At 45.8% G+C, this 17,745-nt stretch carries 17 protein-coding genes and 1 pseudogene; 13 read left to right on the forward strand and 5 right to left on the reverse strand.

What is annotated here, in order from left to right; genetic code table 11:
• Window positions 1-82: 82 nt before the first annotated feature.
• A complete protein-coding gene (gene tkt, locus ACH19P_RS04685; protein ID WP_462157351.1) occupies window positions 83-2,074 on the forward strand; it encodes a transketolase in 1,992 nt (663 codons plus the stop codon).
• An 81-nt stretch (window positions 2,075-2,155) separates the two neighbouring features.
• On the opposite strand, the gene ACH19P_RS04690 is transcribed toward tkt, so the two are convergent.
• The 5 genes from ACH19P_RS04690 to gpmM form a co-directional block, all read right to left on the reverse strand.
• The gene (locus ACH19P_RS04690; protein WP_462157353.1) at window positions 2,156-2,917 is read right to left on the reverse strand and encodes a divergent polysaccharide deacetylase family protein; all 762 of its coding nucleotides are present in this window, start codon (window positions 2,915-2,917) and stop codon (window positions 2,156-2,158) included.
• A gap of 64 nt (window positions 2,918-2,981) precedes the next feature.
• On the reverse strand, window positions 2,982-3,455 hold the full coding sequence (locus ACH19P_RS04695; protein WP_462157355.1) for a S41 family peptidase: 474 nt from the start codon (window positions 3,453-3,455) through the stop codon (window positions 2,982-2,984).
• Entirely contained in the window at window positions 3,412-4,224 is an 813-nt protein-coding gene (locus ACH19P_RS04700; RefSeq protein ID WP_462157357.1) for a S41 family peptidase, read from the reverse strand. Before ACH19P_RS04700 ends, ACH19P_RS04695 begins: the two co-directional genes overlap by 44 nt.
• A 31-nt stretch (window positions 4,225-4,255) precedes the next feature.
• Window positions 4,256-5,413 (reverse strand): murein hydrolase activator EnvC family protein, encoded by a 1,158-nt coding sequence (locus tag ACH19P_RS04705; protein WP_462157358.1) that lies wholly within the window; start codon window positions 5,411-5,413, stop codon window positions 4,256-4,258.
• Window positions 5,414-5,428: 15 nt separating this feature from the next.
• A complete protein-coding gene (gpmM, locus tag ACH19P_RS04710) occupies window positions 5,429-6,964 on the reverse strand; it encodes a 2,3-bisphosphoglycerate-independent phosphoglycerate mutase (RefSeq protein ID WP_462157360.1) in 1,536 nt (511 codons plus the stop codon).
• A gap of 201 nt (window positions 6,965-7,165) precedes the next feature.
• Between gpmM and ACH19P_RS04715 the strand changes: the two genes are divergently transcribed.
• From ACH19P_RS04715 to phoR, 12 genes and pseudogenes are all read left to right on the forward strand, one after another.
• Window positions 7,166-7,597, forward strand: coding sequence for a rhodanese-like domain-containing protein (locus tag ACH19P_RS04715; RefSeq protein ID WP_462157361.1), 432 nt, complete (start codon window positions 7,166-7,168; stop codon window positions 7,595-7,597).
• Window positions 7,598-7,616: 19 nt separating this feature from the next.
• Complete coding sequence (grxC, locus tag ACH19P_RS04720; protein ID WP_347390362.1) at window positions 7,617-7,874, forward strand: glutaredoxin 3; 258 nt, start codon at window positions 7,617-7,619, stop codon at window positions 7,872-7,874.
• Between the two features lie 68 nt (window positions 7,875-7,942).
• Window positions 7,943-8,422 (forward strand): protein-export chaperone SecB, encoded by a 480-nt coding sequence (gene secB, locus ACH19P_RS04725; protein WP_462157362.1) that lies wholly within the window; start codon window positions 7,943-7,945, stop codon window positions 8,420-8,422.
• Window positions 8,423-8,425: 3 nt separating this feature from the next.
• Window positions 8,426-9,436 (forward strand): NAD(P)H-dependent glycerol-3-phosphate dehydrogenase, encoded by a 1,011-nt coding sequence (gene gpsA, locus ACH19P_RS04730; RefSeq protein ID WP_462157363.1) that lies wholly within the window; start codon window positions 8,426-8,428, stop codon window positions 9,434-9,436.
• Window positions 9,437-9,548: 112 nt separating this feature from the next.
• A complete protein-coding gene (locus ACH19P_RS04735; RefSeq protein ID WP_347390365.1) occupies window positions 9,549-9,806 on the forward strand; it encodes a hypothetical protein in 258 nt (85 codons plus the stop codon).
• Window positions 9,807-9,846: 40 nt separating this feature from the next.
• The gene (gene ampD, locus ACH19P_RS04740) at window positions 9,847-10,419 is read left to right on the forward strand and encodes a 1,6-anhydro-N-acetylmuramyl-L-alanine amidase AmpD (protein WP_462157364.1); all 573 of its coding nucleotides are present in this window, start codon (window positions 9,847-9,849) and stop codon (window positions 10,417-10,419) included.
• Between the two features lie 18 nt (window positions 10,420-10,437).
• Window positions 10,438-11,286 (forward strand): beta-lactamase regulator AmpE, encoded by an 849-nt coding sequence (ampE, locus tag ACH19P_RS04745; RefSeq protein WP_462157365.1) that lies wholly within the window; start codon window positions 10,438-10,440, stop codon window positions 11,284-11,286.
• A 201-nt stretch (window positions 11,287-11,487) separates the two neighbouring features.
• Window positions 11,488-12,516 (forward strand): erythrose-4-phosphate dehydrogenase, encoded by a 1,029-nt coding sequence (epd, locus tag ACH19P_RS04750; RefSeq protein WP_462157366.1) that lies wholly within the window; start codon window positions 11,488-11,490, stop codon window positions 12,514-12,516.
• Window positions 12,517-12,539: 23 nt separating this feature from the next.
• Complete coding sequence (locus ACH19P_RS04755) at window positions 12,540-13,715, forward strand: phosphoglycerate kinase (RefSeq protein ID WP_462157367.1); 1,176 nt, start codon at window positions 12,540-12,542, stop codon at window positions 13,713-13,715.
• Window positions 13,716-13,858: 143 nt separating this feature from the next.
• Entirely contained in the window at window positions 13,859-14,923 is a 1,065-nt protein-coding gene (gene fba, locus ACH19P_RS04760) for a class II fructose-bisphosphate aldolase (RefSeq protein WP_462157368.1), read from the forward strand.
• Between the two features lie 696 nt (window positions 14,924-15,619).
• Complete coding sequence (gene phoB, locus ACH19P_RS04765) at window positions 15,620-16,309, forward strand: phosphate regulon transcriptional regulator PhoB (protein ID WP_347390371.1); 690 nt, start codon at window positions 15,620-15,622, stop codon at window positions 16,307-16,309.
• A gap of 92 nt (window positions 16,310-16,401) precedes the next feature.
• Window positions 16,402-17,733: pseudogene (gene phoR, locus ACH19P_RS04770) on the forward strand (phosphate regulon sensor histidine kinase PhoR).
• The last annotated feature ends 12 nt before the right edge of the window (window positions 17,734-17,745 follow it).

Below are 17,745 nucleotides of genomic sequence, written 5' to 3' on the forward strand. Positions count from 1 at the left end.
CCTTTATCTTATCCTTCGCACGTTCGCTAGCATGAGCAAGTGCGGAGCTTCCAGCGCAAACACATTAAAGGTAGGAGAATTCATGCCATCACGCAAAGAACTTGCAAACGCCATTCGCGTCTTGTCTATGGACGCGGTTCAACAAGCTAAATCAGGTCACCCAGGTGCCCCTATGGGTATGGCTGATATCGCCGAAGTCCTATGGCGTGACTATTTAAAGCACAACCCAACCAATCCAGATTGGGCTGACCGCGACCGATTTATCCTGTCAAATGGCCATGGTTCAATGCTGATTTATTCGCTTTTACATTTAAGCGGCTATGACCTACCGATGGACGAAATTAAAAACTTCCGTCAACTACATTCAAAAACCCCAGGTCACCCTGAATATGGTTACGCACCAGGCGTTGAAACCACTACGGGCCCGCTTGGTCAGGGGATCACTAACGCGGTAGGTATGGCTATCGCAGAAAAAGCGCTTGGCGCTCAATTTAACCGCGCTGGACATGACATTGTTGATCACTATACCTACACCTTCCTAGGTGACGGCTGTTTAATGGAAGGTATCTCTCACGAAGCCTGTTCATTAGCTGGTACCTTGGGTCTAGGTAAGCTCATCGCATTTTGGGATGACAACGGCATCTCAATTGATGGTGAAGTAGAAGGTTGGTTCAGCGACGATACGCCTGCGCGTTTCGAAGCATATGGCTGGCATGTAGTGCGTGGTGTTGATGGTCACGACAGTGATGCTATCCGCGCTGCAATCGAAGAAGGCCGTGCAAATTCAGAGAAGCCAACGCTGATCTGTTGTAAAACAGTGATTGGTTACGGTTCGCCAAACAAATCGGGTAGCCATGACTGTCATGGTGCACCACTAGGTGATGACGAAATCAAAGCTGCGCGCGAATTCCTAGGTTGGGATCATGCACCATTTGTTATTCCACAAGACGTTTACAGCGAGTGGGACGCAAAAGAAGCAGGTCAACAACACGAGCAAAACTGGAACGAAAAGTTCGCTGCATATAAAGCGGCGCACCCAGAACTTGCTGCTGAGTTTGAGCGTCGCCAAAAAGGTGAATTACCTGCTGATTGGGCCGAAAAGTCACAAGCATACATTGAGCAACTACAGGCAAACCCAGATAACCCAGCAACACGTAAAGCATCACAAAATGCATTGAATGCATTTGGTCCTATGTTGCCAGAATTCATGGGCGGCTCAGCTGACCTTGCTGGTTCAAACTTGACGCTTTGGAGCGGTTCTAAAGGCCTAACCAGTGAAGATGCATCGGGTAACTACGTATTCTACGGTGTGCGTGAGTTCGGTATGTCGGCAATCATGAACGGTATTGCACTGCACAAAGGCTTCATCCCTTACGGCGCTACTTTCCTTATGTTCATGGAATACGCGCGTAACGCGGTACGTATGGCCGCATTGATGAAAACACCAAGTATCTTCGTGTACACACACGATTCAATCGGCTTGGGTGAGGACGGTCCAACGCACCAGCCTGTAGAGCAAATGGCAAGCTTACGTTACACGCCAAACTTAGTGAACTGGCGTCCATGCGACCAAGTAGAGTCGGCGATTGCATGGCAACAAGCGATTGAGCGCAAAGGTGGTCCTACATCATTAGTGTTTACTCGCCAAGGTCTTGCGCAACAAGCGCGTACAGCAGAACAACTTGCGAACGTTAAAAAAGGCGGTTACGTGTTGAGTTGTGACGGTAACCCTGAAGTGATCCTCATCGCTACGGGCTCAGAAGTGCAACTCGTGGTCGATGCTGCGGCAGAACTTCGTGCGCAAGGTAAGCAAGTACGTGTGGTTTCAATGCCATCAACAGATTTGTTCGACGCTCAGGATGCGCAGTACAAAGAATCAGTGCTTCCAGCAGGTGTAACGCGTCGCGTAGCAGTAGAAGCAGGTATTGCTGACTTCTGGTACAAGTATGTAGGTTTGACCGGTAAAGTAATTGGCATGACCACTTTCGGTGAATCAGCGCCAGCAGACGAGCTATTTAAGATGTTCGGCTTTACTGTTGAAAATGTAGTTGAAGCGGCAAATAGCCAGTTCTAATCTGCATTATTGAGACGATAAAAAAACCCGCTTAAAAGCGGGTTTTTTTATTTGTGGGCACACTCAGCAGGAAATAGGAATCTACTCACCATTTAATGTGGTCGTTTTTGCTTGTGCTAAGCGTAAAGTGCGCGCCTCAACCAACTCTGACAAAGGCACAAGTTGGATGCCTTCTTGTTCAAGTTCAGCAAGTGAGTGTTGTAAAAATTCAAATGTTTCAGGGTAGGGGTGAGCAATTGCAACCGCATAGTCGTATCGCTGGGCAATTCGCTTGAGTTGATCGAAACGAAAGCGCATTTGTTTTTCGGTCGTTATGTTATCGAGAAACACGTGACGAGCGACGTTGTCTACACCATACAAGCTCGCAATGGTCTGCGCTTTAGATTTGGGCGTCGTTTTACTGTCTAGGAAGTATAAATCATGCTCTTTGAGTACTTCCATGGTCCAGCTCATGGGCGCATTTTGTTGTGTTAGCAACGATCCCATGTGGTTATTTACCCCTTTGATATTGGGCAAACTGTCCACAGCGTCTCGCAACATGGTTTGAAAGTCATCCTTTTGCATGTCCATGGTGAGCGCACCAGGCCCAAGAGTTTTGTCGTCCAAAGCCTGCATCGGGGCGTGAAGCATGATTTCTTTATTCTTTGCCTTTGCTTGTGCCGCAAAGCGCTGAGCATAAGGAGTAAATGGGAGAATAGAAAAAGTCAGTTGGCCTTGAATGTTCAAAGCCGACAAGTCGTTACGTTGATAACCAATATCGTCGATGACGATAGCTACCTGTTTTGCATGTGCTGATACACAAGATACCAAAGCACATGCCGCAATCCATTTTATAATGCGCACAGTTTTCGTTGTTCTTCTGTTGATGTTGTTAGTGCTCCAAGGGTGCCGACAAGAAACCGACCCCTCAGATTGATTTTGTTATTATTATTTTTAGTACTGTTCTAATAACTGCTGAGCTTTTGATCAATTGCTTATCCAGCGACGCTGTTAAGTTTTTATCAGCATTTCGTCCCTCAGCTAAATTTATTATAACCTCTTTATTTGATTGAGAAAGTGCTGGTTGTAATATAGGGACGTCAGGTGTGATGCCCGTTCCTTCGATGGATACGCCCGCTGGGGTAAAGTATTTTGCTGTTGTTAATTTCAGCGCGCTTCTACCATCACCTAATGGAATTAGTGACTGCACTGAGCCTTTTCCATAAGAGCGCGTTCCAACCACAGTAGCACGATGATTGTCTTTTAAAGCCCCAGCAACAATTTCTGCCGCCGAGGCAGAACCTTGATTGATTAAAACAACAATCGGGGCTCCTTCCAAAATATCCCCTGGTTGCGCTTCAAAGCGCTGATTCGCTTCGATGAAGCGACCTTGTGTTGACACTATCACGCCGTTTGACAGAAAAAGAATCGGCGATTGCCACAGCGCTGTCGAACGTACCTCCAGGATTGTCTCGTAAATCAAGCAATAAACCTCTGAGAGCCAAGCCGCTTTGTTGCTGCATTTGCGCAATATGGCGGGCTACATCATGGTAGCTATGATTGTTGAAACTGTTGATTCGCAGGTAGCCAATGTGGTTGTCCTGTAATCTACTGGCCACACTCTCTATGTGAATGGGTTGGCGAGTTAAGTGATATATCAAGCGTTGAGAATGCCCAGCCCGCGCAATTGCCAAGGTTACTTCACCGTCTTCTCTAGCGTTAATGAGTGCGGATACTTCATCCAGTGATTTATCTAGTGCTGCTGTGTCATTAATGGCAAGCACAATATCGCCGCTTTGTAAGCCCGCGGCGTATGCCGGAGAGTTAGGTAATGCAGAGACAATCACCACATGGTCTTGACGTTTTTCTACCTCGATACCCAAGCCTTTGTACTCACCATTGGTGACGTCAAACAATCTTTTTAGCTCGTTTTCATCAAGGAACTCGCTGTAGGGGTCAAGTTCGTCGAGCAGGCTGGAAAGTACATGATGATCAAGCTTATTGCGATCGACTTCTTCGACATAAAAATGATTAATGTGAAACAGCACTTCTTCGAGTTGACTGTCCTTGGCCAAGCTTGGAAGTGGCGCAGACGCGCACAAAAAGCACAGTGAAATAGCCAAACACCGTGTTATAAACTGCCTGAAAATGAAAGCTGAAGATGCGAACATTGGCTGCCCCTTAGGCGCAGCCACTATTCAATTATGAGGACTTGCACCATGTAGTTGGGTTAACGGCACGTCCTTTGTGACGTATTTCGAAGTATAGACCAGGATCAACTTGACCGCCGCTCTGACCGACTAATGCAATAGTCTCACCTTGGTACACTTGCTCTCCTACTTCTTTTAACAGTGCTTGAGCATGGCCATACAGACTCATGTAGCCTTCACCATGATCAACTACCATGACCCAGCCGAAGCCTTTAAGCCAGTCTGCAAACACGACTTGACCATCTTGGATACTATTGATGTTGCTCCCTTCACTGGCATCAATGACCACACCTTTCCAGTTAAAGCCTGGGCGTTTGCGTGTACCAAATTTGTGTTTCAGTGCTCCGCGAGTGGGCCAAGATAATTTCCCTTTACTTGATCCTAGGCCGAGCATAGCAATTTGACGACCTTTGCTTTGCTCTAACTCTTCAATCGTTGAAATCAGTGTTTGCTCGTTGTCTTTGAGGTAGTTAATCGAGCTCTGAAGTTGGTTTAATTGATTCTGCAATGCATCAACTTTCGATTTACGTTGTTCTTTCGCGGCTATAAGTTGTGCATGTTGTTGTTCTTCTTGGCTGCGTAGTTGTTCGAGTTGTGCGCGGTTTTGGGCTAAGGCTGCTTGGTTTTTTTCTATCTCTGCAAGCGTCTCTTTAAGCGCATCTAATTGCTTTAGTCGCGCTTTATTTAGGTAGTCGTAATAACTGATGGTACGTTCTAATTTGGCAGTATTTCGTTGGTTGAGAAGCAATTTAGAATAATCATGACCACCGACCATGTAGGCACTTTTTAGCTGTGCAGCAAGCGCTGAATCGAGCGTTTTGCGCGTGTCTTCTAATGTGTCAGCTTCACGTTCAAGTTTTTGGTTTTGTTCGCGATTATTAGCAATCTTGGTGTCGATGGCGCGCAACTCTTTGGCGTTGTCAGCGATGGCCTTTTCGGATTGCTGTAACTCCTTTTGCAATGACCCGAGTGAGCCTTTTTGATTCTTGAGGTTTTGTTGACTCTTTTTTAGCTCTTTTTGTACTTCGGTTAAATCTTGCTTAGTACGATCTTCGTTTGCCACCGTGCCAAGCGGGGTGAACATCAACAAAAGCGCCGCGATAAGCAGCGACGCCTTGCAAGATGCGAATAGGCTATTGAACCTAATCATGGGCCTTAAAATCCGTTATTTAAGGCGCATGATTGGTGAACCAGTCATTTCTGCTGGTTGCTCCATACCCATGAGGTGCAGCATTGTAGGGGCCACATCGCTGAGTGTTTTACCCGCTGCGGGTTCAGCATCGCGACCAACATAAATAAAGGGCACTGGTTCGCTTGTGTGGGCAGTGTGAGCCTGACCAGAGTTTGGATCTTGCATTTGCTCTGCGTTACCGTGGTCAGCTGTAATAAGCGCTTCACCACCAACTTGTTCAAGTGCTTCAACAACGCGACCGATACACGCATCAACAGCTTCACAGGCTTTAACCGCAGCTGCAAATACACCAGAGTGACCAACCATGTCGCCATTAGGGTAGTTACAGATGATCACATCATATTTACCGCTATGAATGGCTTCAACAAGTTTGTCTGTTAACAAGGCTGAGTTCATCTCTGGTTGTAGGTCATAAGTCGCTACATCAGGAGAGGGGATCAACTCGCGACTTTCACCGTCAAACTCTTGCTCGCGACCACCGCTGAAGAAGAACGTTACGTGTGCGTATTTTTCTGTTTCAGAGATACGTAGTTGAGTTTTACCATGTTTTGCTAGCCACTCACCCAGTACATTGTTCAATGGCTCTGGTGGGAAGGCCACAGGTGCTTGGATATCAGCTGCGTATTCAGTCAACATGACAAAGGCTGCGAGATCAGGCGTTTTCTTCTTAGTAAAGCCATTAAAACCAGCATCTACGAAAGTGCGAGTCATTTGACGTGCACGGTCAGCACGAAAGTTCATGAATAACACGGCGTCACCATCATTAATGGTCGCAGGTGTATCACCAATGACTGTCGCTTTTACAAATTCATCATTTTCTTCACGTTCGTAGGCGGCGTGTAATCCACTCACTGCGTCAGGTGCAGTGAATTGTGATTCACCTAACACCATTAGGTCATAGGCACTTTCTACACGGTCCCAACGGTTGTCTCGGTCCATCGCATAATAACGGCCAACAATTGACGCGATACGACCTTTACCTAGGCGCGCAAATGTTGCATCAATTTTTTGTAATGAGGCTTCTGCGCTGCGTGGTGGGGTGTCGCGACCGTCTAAAAATGCGTGGACATAAATCTCTTGTGCGCCGCGCTCGGCAGCCAACTCAATCGCTGCAACAATGTGGTCTTCATGGCTGTGAACACCACCTGGACTCATCAGGCCCATTAAGTGCACGGCTTTGCCGGCAGCTACTGCTTTGTCGATTGCGTCAACCAAAGCGTGGTTTTGGGCGAACGTTCCATCGTCGATGGCTTTAGTAATACGAGTGAAGTCTTGATAAACGACGCGGCCAGCCCCTAGGTTGACGTGGCCGACTTCCGAATTACCCATTTGCCCATCAGGAAGACCGACATCCATGCCTGAGCCTGAAATTAAAGTGTGAGGACGCGCTTGCCACAAGTTGTCTAAAACAGGTGTGTTGGCTGCTAAAATAGCATTACTTTCACTTTCTTCACGGTAACCCCACCCATCGAGAATCATAAGTACGAGTGGTTTTTTCGGCTGAGTCATTGTCGCTCCTGAGATATGTGCACGTCGATTGATACCTAACTCCTTGCAATAACTGTATATCTGTCATCTACAAGTGGTTTAGCTAATATCCTACCGTTTTTTGTTCAACATCGCAGTAGAAAATATTTCATCAATTGGTAACTTCAAGGCAAGTGTGTATACTTGTGCCGCCCTCTAGGTTTGAACAATAAAGTATCACGTATGGAACAATACATTGAATTTATCGGCAATCACCCGATTCTAAGCATTATCTGGCTGGTAATAGTGTTTATGCTTGTCACGGGGTGGTTCAAAAGTAAGTTTTCTGCAATCAAGCAGATTAATCCGCAACAACTCACTTTGTTAGTGAATCGTGAAAACGCGGTCGTTGCAGATATTCGTCCTCAGAAGGACTTCAACACGGGTCGTATTGCGAATTCGGTGCACCTGAGTGTCGAAAAAGCTAAACAAAGTGACTTTGCAGAGCTTGAAAAGCACAAAAGCAATCCCATTATACTGGTATGTGCAACAGGTATGACGGCTTCAGGTATCGCTAATAACCTTGCTAAAGCAGGTTTTGAAAGTGTCTTTATCCTCTCTGGTGGCATTCAATCGTGGCAAAGCGCAGGCTTACCACAAGTTTCTGGCCGCTAACTAGCGTTGAGAGAAATAGATGACTGATGTAGTTTTATATACCAAAGATTACTGTCCTTTTTGTCAGCGTGCAAAAGCGCTGCTAGACAAAAAAGGCGTTGCTTATACCGAGCATGATATTGGCCGTAAGCCGGAGCTACGCGAAGAAATGATCGCAAAAGCGAATGGCGGTTATACGGTGCCGCAAATTTTTATCGGCGAACACCATGTTGGTGGTTGCGATGATATGATGGCATTAGAAGCCAAAGGCGAATTAAATACGCTTTTAGGCGCTTAATAATAATTTCAGTACCGAGCCGCACTTTTTTGCGGCTTATTACTAAAGACAGATTGATAGGAATTACAATGGAAGAGCAAAACCAAGGCGCAGCACAAGAACAACAAGCGCAATTTTCAATTCAACGTATCTACACAAAAGACGTATCTTTTGAAACACCAAATTCTCCTACTATTTTCCAAAAAGAATGGAAGCCTGAGGTTAAATTAGACATCGATACGCGCTCAAATAAGCTTGAGAACGGCATCTTCGAAGTTGTTCTTGCATTGACTGTTACTGCAAGTATTGGTGAAGAAACAGCGTTCCTATGTGAAATCCAGCAAGCGGGTATCTTCGCAATCGGTGAATTGGAAGAGCTACAAACTGCTCATATGCTTGGTGCATTCTGCCCGAACGTACTATTCCCTTACGCTCGTGAAGCAGTATCTAACCTAGTTAACCGTGGTACATTCCCACAGTTGAATCTTGCACCAGTAAACTTTGACGCGCTATTCGCTCAATACATGCAGCAACGTGTTGCTGAGCAAGCGCAACAAGCTGACGCATAAATTATGAGTGCTGCAGCACAATCAGCTGTAACTGTTTTAGGGGCGGGGTCGTATGGCACCGCCCTTGCTATTTGCTTTGCACGCAATGGTCATCAAGTAACCCTGTGGGGACGCGATGCTGCGCACGTAGAAAAGCTGGCAAATGAGCGTAAAAACGAACAGTACCTCGGCGATATTCCATTTCCAGAAACCTTAGAACTTCAGAGCGATTTAGAACTGGCAGTAAAAAGCAGTGATATCGTGCTCGTGGTGGTGCCAAGTCACGCCTTTTCGGGTCTGCTAAAAACGATTCAACCTATGTTGCTTGATGGCGCTAAAGTCGCGTGGGCAACCAAAGGCTTAGAGCCAGATACGGGTCGTTTGTTGCAAGACGTGGCAAAGCAAGAGTTGGGTGATGACGTCGAATTAGCAGTGTTGTCTGGCCCTACGTTTGCAAAAGAAATGGCGGCAGGTTTACCAACAGCGATTTCAGTATCGGCAACTAGTGATGAGCTGTGTGAGCGGTTATCGAGCTTGTTGCACTGCGGGCGTTCGTTCCGTGTGTATCGCAACAATGACTTTATCGGCATCCAGCTTGGCGGCGCAGTGAAAAATGTCATTGCTATCGGCGCGGGTATCGCAGATGGCTTTGGTTTTGGCGCGAATGCCAGAACAGCGCTTATCACTCGTGGGTTAGCAGAGTTATGTCGTCTTGGTTGTGCATTAGGGGCTAAATCAGAAACCTTTATGGGGATGGCTGGCTTGGGCGATCTGATTCTTACCTGTACCGACAACCAATCGCGCAATCGCCGTTTTGGTTTAGCGCTAGGGCAGGGTCTAGACGTAGACTCAGCACAGCAACAAATCGGACAGGTGGTTGAAGGTTATCGCAACACCAAAGAAGTGTATATGTTAGCGAAGCGTACTGGTATTGAAATGCCTATCACTGAGCAGATATACCAAGTGCTGTACGAAAACAAAGACGTGAAGCAAGCTGCCATGGCCTTATTAGGGCGAGAGCAAAAAGCTGAATAATGTACCTTTAATGGTACAAGTTATTGATAAGGCACTGCATTTTGAATGCGGTGCTTTTTTTTTACCCCGTATACGCTATATTTATTGGATATGTTTTGCAGGGTAAGCAACCATGGCACACGCGAGAAAGATAGATAACGAGCGCCGTAGCGGACAAAGGACATTCCGTGAGCATTACGCTAATTTAACAGGCGAGCAAATAGATAAAGTCTACACGCTCACCAAGATGGGGTTTGAATTAGATTTTGTGCGCTCAGACTCAGACGAAAATCACGTTGCAATTCTACGTCGCGACGAAGAGTTGGTGAGTGTAAATCGTTACGGTGAATGTAATTTTTCCCCCGAGGTTGCCTTGCGCACTGACTCCTAGCGCTTTACCATGGCAGGCAATATGTTGATGGTAAGATGCTATGGATATTTCACACAACGGTCTTTGTACAGACGCTTCCCAGCTTCCATGTACTCACTTCGATGAACGCCCGCAACAAGAAGTTTCCTTGTTAGTTATCCATTGTATTTCTTTACCTGAAGGGCACTTTGGCACCCCCTACATCGATGACTTATTTTGCGGCCGTTTGAACTGTGATGCGCATCCCAGTTTTGCATCGCTTGACGGGGTGAGAGTGTCTGCCCATTGCTTGATCGATAGACAAGGCAAAGTTAGGCAATACGTACCATTTGATAAGCGTGCATGGCATGCTGGTGTATCAAACTTTATGGGGCGAGAGCGTTGCAACGATTTCAGCATAGGCATCGAGTTAGAAGGTACCGACAAGTCAGATTACACAGATAAACAATATCGAGCGTTGGCACATCTCACACAAGCGCTGATTAAAAAGTACCCACAGATAAACCAACAACGCATCGTTGGCCACAGCGATATTGCCCCTGGGCGTAAAACCGATCCCGGCGAAGGCTTTGATTGGGGGCGTTTTTTTGACCTTACTTTTACCAAAAATTGCGATAGACTAAAGGGAGTTTAGGCTGGACGTTTATCTACTATGACTCTGATTTCAATCATTTTTGCCTTGATCGCTGAACGCCTTGGGGCTCGTTCTAAACCTTGGCAGATTGCCACTTACGCAACGTGGTACATGAGCAAAAGCCAACACATTCTGTCTCGCCTCAGTACTAGTTCAAAAGAAGTGGGCATCATCATTTGGTTGCTCATTCCAACGCTCATCGTAGCCTTTATCGCCAATCTCAGTGATTTTGTGTTGTGGCAATTATTAGTGAATACCACTGTCGTACTGGTTTGTTTTGGATGTGCGGCCATGAGAGCGCATTACAAGGGCTACCTGAATGCGTTAACTCGTGATGATAATGAAGCTGCCACACTTTATGCCTTACAAATGGGGCAAATCCGCACTGAAGAGGAAGAGCAAGGGGAAACGTTTGCACAGACGCTGGCGTGGGTGAACTTCCGTTTTTACTGCGCGGTGATTTTTTGGTTTGTGATTTTGGGAGCGCCTGGCGCGTTATTTTATTCACTGGCGCGTACCTATTTAGACTTGAGCGCAGACCAAGAGCACCTTATGGCTGGCTGGCATAATGCCTTGCATAAACTGGTGTTTTGGCTTGATTGGCCAGCGGCACGAGTCGCAAGCTTTGGTTATCTAGTGATTGGCAATTTCTCTAAAGGGACGCAAACTTGGTTGCAGCATGTGCTTAACTTCACGGTACCAAATAGGGAAGTGATCACCCAAACGGCGCTTGCGGCGGAGCAGATTGAACTCGAACACTATGGTTGCACCATTGAAGCCCAATGTATGATGCGCTTAGTAAAGCGTAACATTCTGTTCTTCTTAGCACTTATCGCTATTTTGACGCTTTTTGGTGGTCTGTCTTAAGTATAAATAATCGGGAGTTGTTGCCAGCCAATAATTCTTTAAACCGCTTCGTGATTACATTTTAGTGTGTACTAGCACAGCCTATTAACGCTTTTTATTTGTACTTGCCCCTTACACTCAAGGCGCGAGTCGATTACAATAGCGGCCATTATTCTTAGACCTGCGTCTGTTCATCTTTCTTCATGGCGGTAGTCTGTACATATGGCAATTAAGCTAGCAATAAATGGCTTTGGGCGTATTGGGCGTAATATTTTACGTGCTCTATACGAAAGTGATCGCCGTAGTGAATTCAAAATTGTCGCAATTAATGAACTTGCAAAGCCTGAGGGCATTGCACATCTCCTCAAATATGACACGGCACATGGTCGTTTCGCTTTCCCTGTTGAGCTGGGCGAAAAATCACTGATCGTCGATGGCGATGAAATTGCGCTGTACAGCGAAAAAGATGCAGGTGGGCTTCCTTGGCAACATCACGATGTGGATGTTGTGCTCGAATGTACAGGTGTTTATCACTCGCGAGAGCACGCCCAATTACATTTAAATGCAGGCGCCAAAAAAGTTCTTTTTTCCCAACCGGCTGATGCTGATGTTGATGCCACTATTGTATTTGGTATCAACGACCATGAGCTTAGAGCTGAGCACACCATTGTCTCTAATGGCTCGTGTACGACCAACTGTATTGTGCCTGTTATTCAAGTACTTGATGATGCCTTTGGCATTGAATCTGGTGCGATTACGACTATCCATGCGTCAATGCACGATCAACAAGTGATTGATGCCTATCACGACGATCTGCGTCGTACCCGTGCAGCAAGCCAGTCTATTATTCCGGTTGATACTAAGCTTGCGCGTGGTATTGAGCGCATACTGCCAAAATTTCATAGTCGCTTTGAAGCAATCGCAGTGCGCGTGCCGACAATCAATGTGACGGCCATGGACTTGAGTGTGACGGTTAACACCGATGTGTCTCTTGGTGATGTAAATAAGGCGATAGCTAAAGCCGTACATGGGCGTCTTGCGGGTATTTTGGATTACACAGAAGAACCACTCGTGTCAGTAGATTTTAACCATGATGCACATTCTTGTATCATTGATGGAACCCAGACACGAGTTAGTCATAAACGTTTGATAAAACTATTAGTATGGTGTGATAACGAGTGGGGGTTCGCGCATCGAATGCTGGACACCTCTGCAGCGTGGATGCATGCAACTGCATCACCCATTGAATAAAACGTATAACTAAGGAGAAGAGAATGTCGGTCATTAAGATGGCGGATTTGGATTTAGCTGGAAAGCGCGTTTTGATCCGTGAAGACCTAAACGTACCAGTCAAAGATGGCAAAGTTAGCTCAGACGCACGTCTTCGTGCAGCGCTGCCTACCATCGAACTAGCGCTAGAAAAAGGCGCTAAAGTGATGATCATGTCGCACTTAGGTCGTCCAACCGAAGGCCAATATGACGCAGAATTCTCTCTTGCTCCTGTTGTCGATTACCTTAACGAAAAGCTGTCTCAGCAAGTTCGCCTAGCAACTGATTACCTAGACGGTGTTGAAGTTGCAGACAACGAAGTGGTTGTATTTGAAAACGTACGCTTCAACAAAGGCGAAAAAGCCAATGACGAAGCCTTGTCAAAGCAACTAGCCGCGTTGTGTGACGTGTACGTGATGGATGCATTTGGTACGGCGCACCGTGCACAAGCATCTACGCACGGTGTAGGTATGCATGCACCTGTTGCCTGTGCGGGCCCGCTTCTTGCGGCTGAGCTTGATGCACTAGGTAAAGCGCTTGATAACCCTAAACGTCCTTTAGTGGCTATCGTGGGTGGCTCAAAAGTATCGACGAAACTAACGGTATTGGATTCACTATCAAATGTGGTTGACCAACTGGTAACGGGTGGCGGTATTGCCAACACCTTTATCGCAGCAGCGGGCCACTCAGTAGGTAAGTCTCTTTATGAGAAAGACCTTATAGCTGAAGCACAAAAACTCACAGACACAGCACGTGCAAACGGTGGCGATATTCCAGTACCGGTTGATGTTGTTGTGGGTAACGAATTCTCTGAGTCAGCGGTTGCCGAGCTTAAAGATGTGCAAGACGTTACTGATGAAGACATGATCTTTGACATTGGTCCAAGCACAGCAAAACAACTTAGCGACATCATCGCGAAGGCTGGCACAATTGTGTGGAATGGCCCAGTAGGCGTATTCGAATTTGACCAATTCGGTAATGGTACACAAAGTATCGCAAAAGCGATTGCTAATTCGGACGCGTTCTCAATTGCGGGTGGTGGTGATACGCTGGCTGCGATTGATAAATACAATGTGGCTGATAAGATCTCATATATTTCCACTGGTGGTGGTGCCTTCTTAGAATTCTTAGAAGGGAAAAAATTACCAGCGGTTGCTATGCTTGAAGAGCGAGCAAAATAAAGAAATAACGTTTAGGCCGGCCTCTCTCAAATTTGCCGGCCTAATGTTATGAGCCAAAGTGGCTCCTGTTTGACATTATTCAAACATTAAACCCGTTCAAAAACCCGATAGTCTGGTGCTATCAAAAATTGGAGATAAGCGAAATGGCTTTGATCAGTATGCGTCAACTTCTCGACCATGCGGCGGAATTTGGTTACGGCGTACCTGCCTTCAATGTAAATAACCAAGAGCAAATGCGTGCCATCATGGAAGCGGCCGACAAAACAAACAGCCCGGTTATTGTACAAGGCTCAGCTGGTGCTCGTGCATACGCAGGTGCCCCTTTCATTCGCCACATGATTTTGGCAGCAATTGAAGAGTGGCCACACATCCCTGTCGTTATGCACCAAGACCACGGTACTTCACCGGCAGTGTGTCAGCGTTCAATCCAACTAGGCTTCTCATCAGTCATGATGGATGGTTCACTTCTTGATGATGGTAAAACTCCTTCTAGCTATGAATACAATGTGGACGTAACTCGTCGCACAGTAGAAATGGCGCATGCGTGCGGTGTTTCAGTTGAGGGTGAGCTAGGTGTACTTGGTTCACTTGAAACAGGCGAAGCTGGTGAAGAAGATGGTATCGGTGCGGTAGGTAAACTATCTCACGACCAACTACTGACAGATCCAGAAGAAGCGGCAGACTTCGTATCTAAGACTGGTGTAGACGCGCTAGCGATTGCCTGTGGTACGTCACACGGTGCTTACAAGTTTACTCGTCCACCAACGGGCGACATTCTTGCTATCGACCGCATCAAAGAAATCCACAGCCGTATTCCTGACACACACCTTGTAATGCACGGTTCTTCATCTGTACCACAAGAGTGGTTAGCAGTAATTAACGAGTACGGTGGTGAGATCCCTGAAACTTACGGTGTGCCAGTTGAGCAGATCGTTGAAGGTATCAAGCACGGTGTGCGTAAAGTAAACATTGACACAGACTTACGTTTAGCGTCAACAGGCGCTATTCGCCGTCATTTAGCGCATAACCCTGCTAACTTTGACCCACGTAAGTTCTTAGCTGAAGCAACTAAAGCTATGACTGAAATCTGTGTAGCGCGTTATGAAGCGTTTGGCACAGCGGGTCAAGCAGCTAAGATCAAACCAATTTCACTGGATGACATGCACATGCGTTATCTAAGTGGTCAGCTGGATCCTAGAATCAAGTAATCAGCTGATTAAAGCCAAAAAGCCTCGCCTTATGCGGGGCTTTTTTAGATCAGGATTTTACTAATTCATTGCCATATTGATCCAATGTCGTCTGGCTCTAAAGTTGGAGTAATACCAATCCGACTAAATAGCCAATCATTCTAGCGGGCTAAATATCGTGTTCACGGCGTTAAATTTTTTCTATGTAGAATAACTACATAAGAAAAAATTTGCCTTGCGATCACATCATTTATCCAGCGCAAACTCTGATCGCATATTTAAAAGGATTGGTATGTTCACGGAATTGAATTCTATCTATATGAAAAATAGATGATTAGCCGTGCAGATTGGCCGATCTGTAGGGATCAGTATTTTATCAACCTGTGCTATTTGGGATCAAAATTATACTAGCTTGAAGAAGTTTGACTGTGACTTTGTTTAATTAGTAATCAGAAATCATAAAGTTATTGGCGCTGTTTAGATTGAACTTGGTATAAATCTGATCCAAAAGGCGATCAATTAGTAAAATACTGATCTCAACCGGCCTGAATTAGTACAAATCTGATCCATAACTTGCTCCTTAGTAAGAAGTTGATCTGCGCTGATCTACAAGGGGTTTTTGCGTGTTTTAGTTATAGCGTGTACGCTTTCATAAAATTGTCACAAAAAGTCATAATAATGACATCAGTTCAATAAAGCTAATTAGAGATAAACGGAATGTCACGTAAAGTTCTTGTTGTTGATGATGAAGCGCCAATACGCGAGATGCTGGTGTTTGTATTAGAACAAAATGGTTTTCAAGCGATTGAAGCTGAGGATTACGACTCTGCGATAGCTTCTATGGTAGAACCCTACCCAGATATGGTGCTATTAGATTGGATGCTACCAGGTGGTAGCGGTATTCAGATCGCAAAGAAATTTAAACAGAGCGAGCACACTCGCCAGATCCCTATCATCATGTTGACTGCACGTGGCGAAGAAGAAGATAAAGTTCGTGGCTTGGAAGTAGGCGCTGATGATTATGTGACTAAGCCGTTTTCTCCTAAAGAATTAATGGCACGGATCAAAGCGGTGATTCGTCGAGTGGCACCAACGTCATTGGAAGAAGCGATTGAAGTTCACGGTCTTCGTTTAGATCCTATCTCGCACCGCGTGACATCACAGGGCAGTGAATTGGACATGGGTCCAACAGAGTTCCGTTTATTGCATTTCTTCATGACACACCCAGAGCGCGTATACAGCCGTGAACAGTTGCTGGATCATGTTTGGGGAACTAATGTGTATGTGGAAGATAGAACAGTAGACGTACACATTCGACGTCTGCGTAAGGCGATTTCACCAATGGGTCACGACCGTTTAGTACAAACCGTACGCGGCGCAGGTTACCGTTTCTCAAGCAAAGTATAAGCACTGTGAAATCGTGTGTTGGCTAGTTTAGGGTTTACCTCTTTGGTAAACATACTTATTCTAGCTAAGCACGTATGAAATAGAGATATTCTATGTATCGAGTAGTTAATAAACGAACCTTAACTAAGCGTTTGTTTATGTATTTCTTACCGCTAGTGTTAATAGGCGTGCTTGTTGGCGCGCCTTTTTTGCTTTTGTTTCTGGGTGCTTTCACCTTGCTCCTTTGGCACTATCGGCAACTTTATCGCCTCAGCGATTGGCTTATTAACCAACGTAGTTTCAACCCGCCAGAGGGGGAAGGTGCGTGGGAGCAAGTCTTTGAAGGCATTTATCATCTCCAACAGCGTAATAGAAAAAAGCGTAACGAATTGGCAGATCTTATTCGTCGTTTTCGAGAAGGTGCAGAAGCGGTTCCTGATGCTGTTATTGTTTTACAAAAAGACTTTAGTATCGTTTGGTGTAACCAATTAGCACTGCGCTTATTGGGTTTACAGTGGCCAACCGATCATGGTCAACGCATTGATAACTTGATTCGCCATCCAAAATTTAGCCGTTATATGCTCAAAGGCGACTATGACGATGCACTTGAGTTGGATTTAGCACATAACGGTGAGCAAGTGCTTGAGTTTCGTGTCATGCCCTATGCGCAATCTCAAATCATGATGGTGGTGCGCGACATTACGCGTCTAAAACAACTTGAGCAAATGCGCAAAGACTTCGTTGCCAATGTGTCGCACGAACTGCGTACCCCCCTGACTGTGGTAACGGGTTATCTGGAAATGATGGATGCGGATAACATGCCACCTCCGGCAATGTGGGACAAAGCCCATGGTACTATGATCGATTAATGCCAGCGAATGGACAGTTTAGTCAATCAACTCTTGTCCTTATCTCGTATTGAAGGGGCGCGCAAACACGATAATGACAAACCCGTGCATGTACCGAGTATGCTTGAACTTATTCATACAGAAGCGCAGTCCCTTAACGCGGATAAAGGTCATACCCTGAACTTCGAGATAGATCATGGTTTAGACGTGCTAGGTGCCCCTGAAGAATTAAGAAGTGCATTTTCTAATTTGGTATTTAATGCGGTGCATTACACTCCAGAGCATGGCGAAATTACAGTCCGTTGGCAGTTAAAAGATGGCTATGCGCATTTTAGCGTCACCGATAATGGTGATGGTATCGCGCCGGAACATTTGAACCGTTTAACTGAGCGTTTTTATCGTGTTGATAAGGCGCGAAGCAGAAAAACAGGTGGTTCAGGGCTGGGTTTAGCGATTACCAAACACGTACTAACACGCCACGACTCTACCTTACATATCGACAGTAAAGTTGGAGAGGGCAGCTGTTTTTGGTTTGCCTTTGCCCCGAGCTGGATCGTTGCCAATCAACAAGACACGCTTATTTCGTCAAAGTCATAAAAGTGTCATTTT

It is taken from the genome of Pseudoalteromonas sp. GB56 (assembly GCF_054923835.1).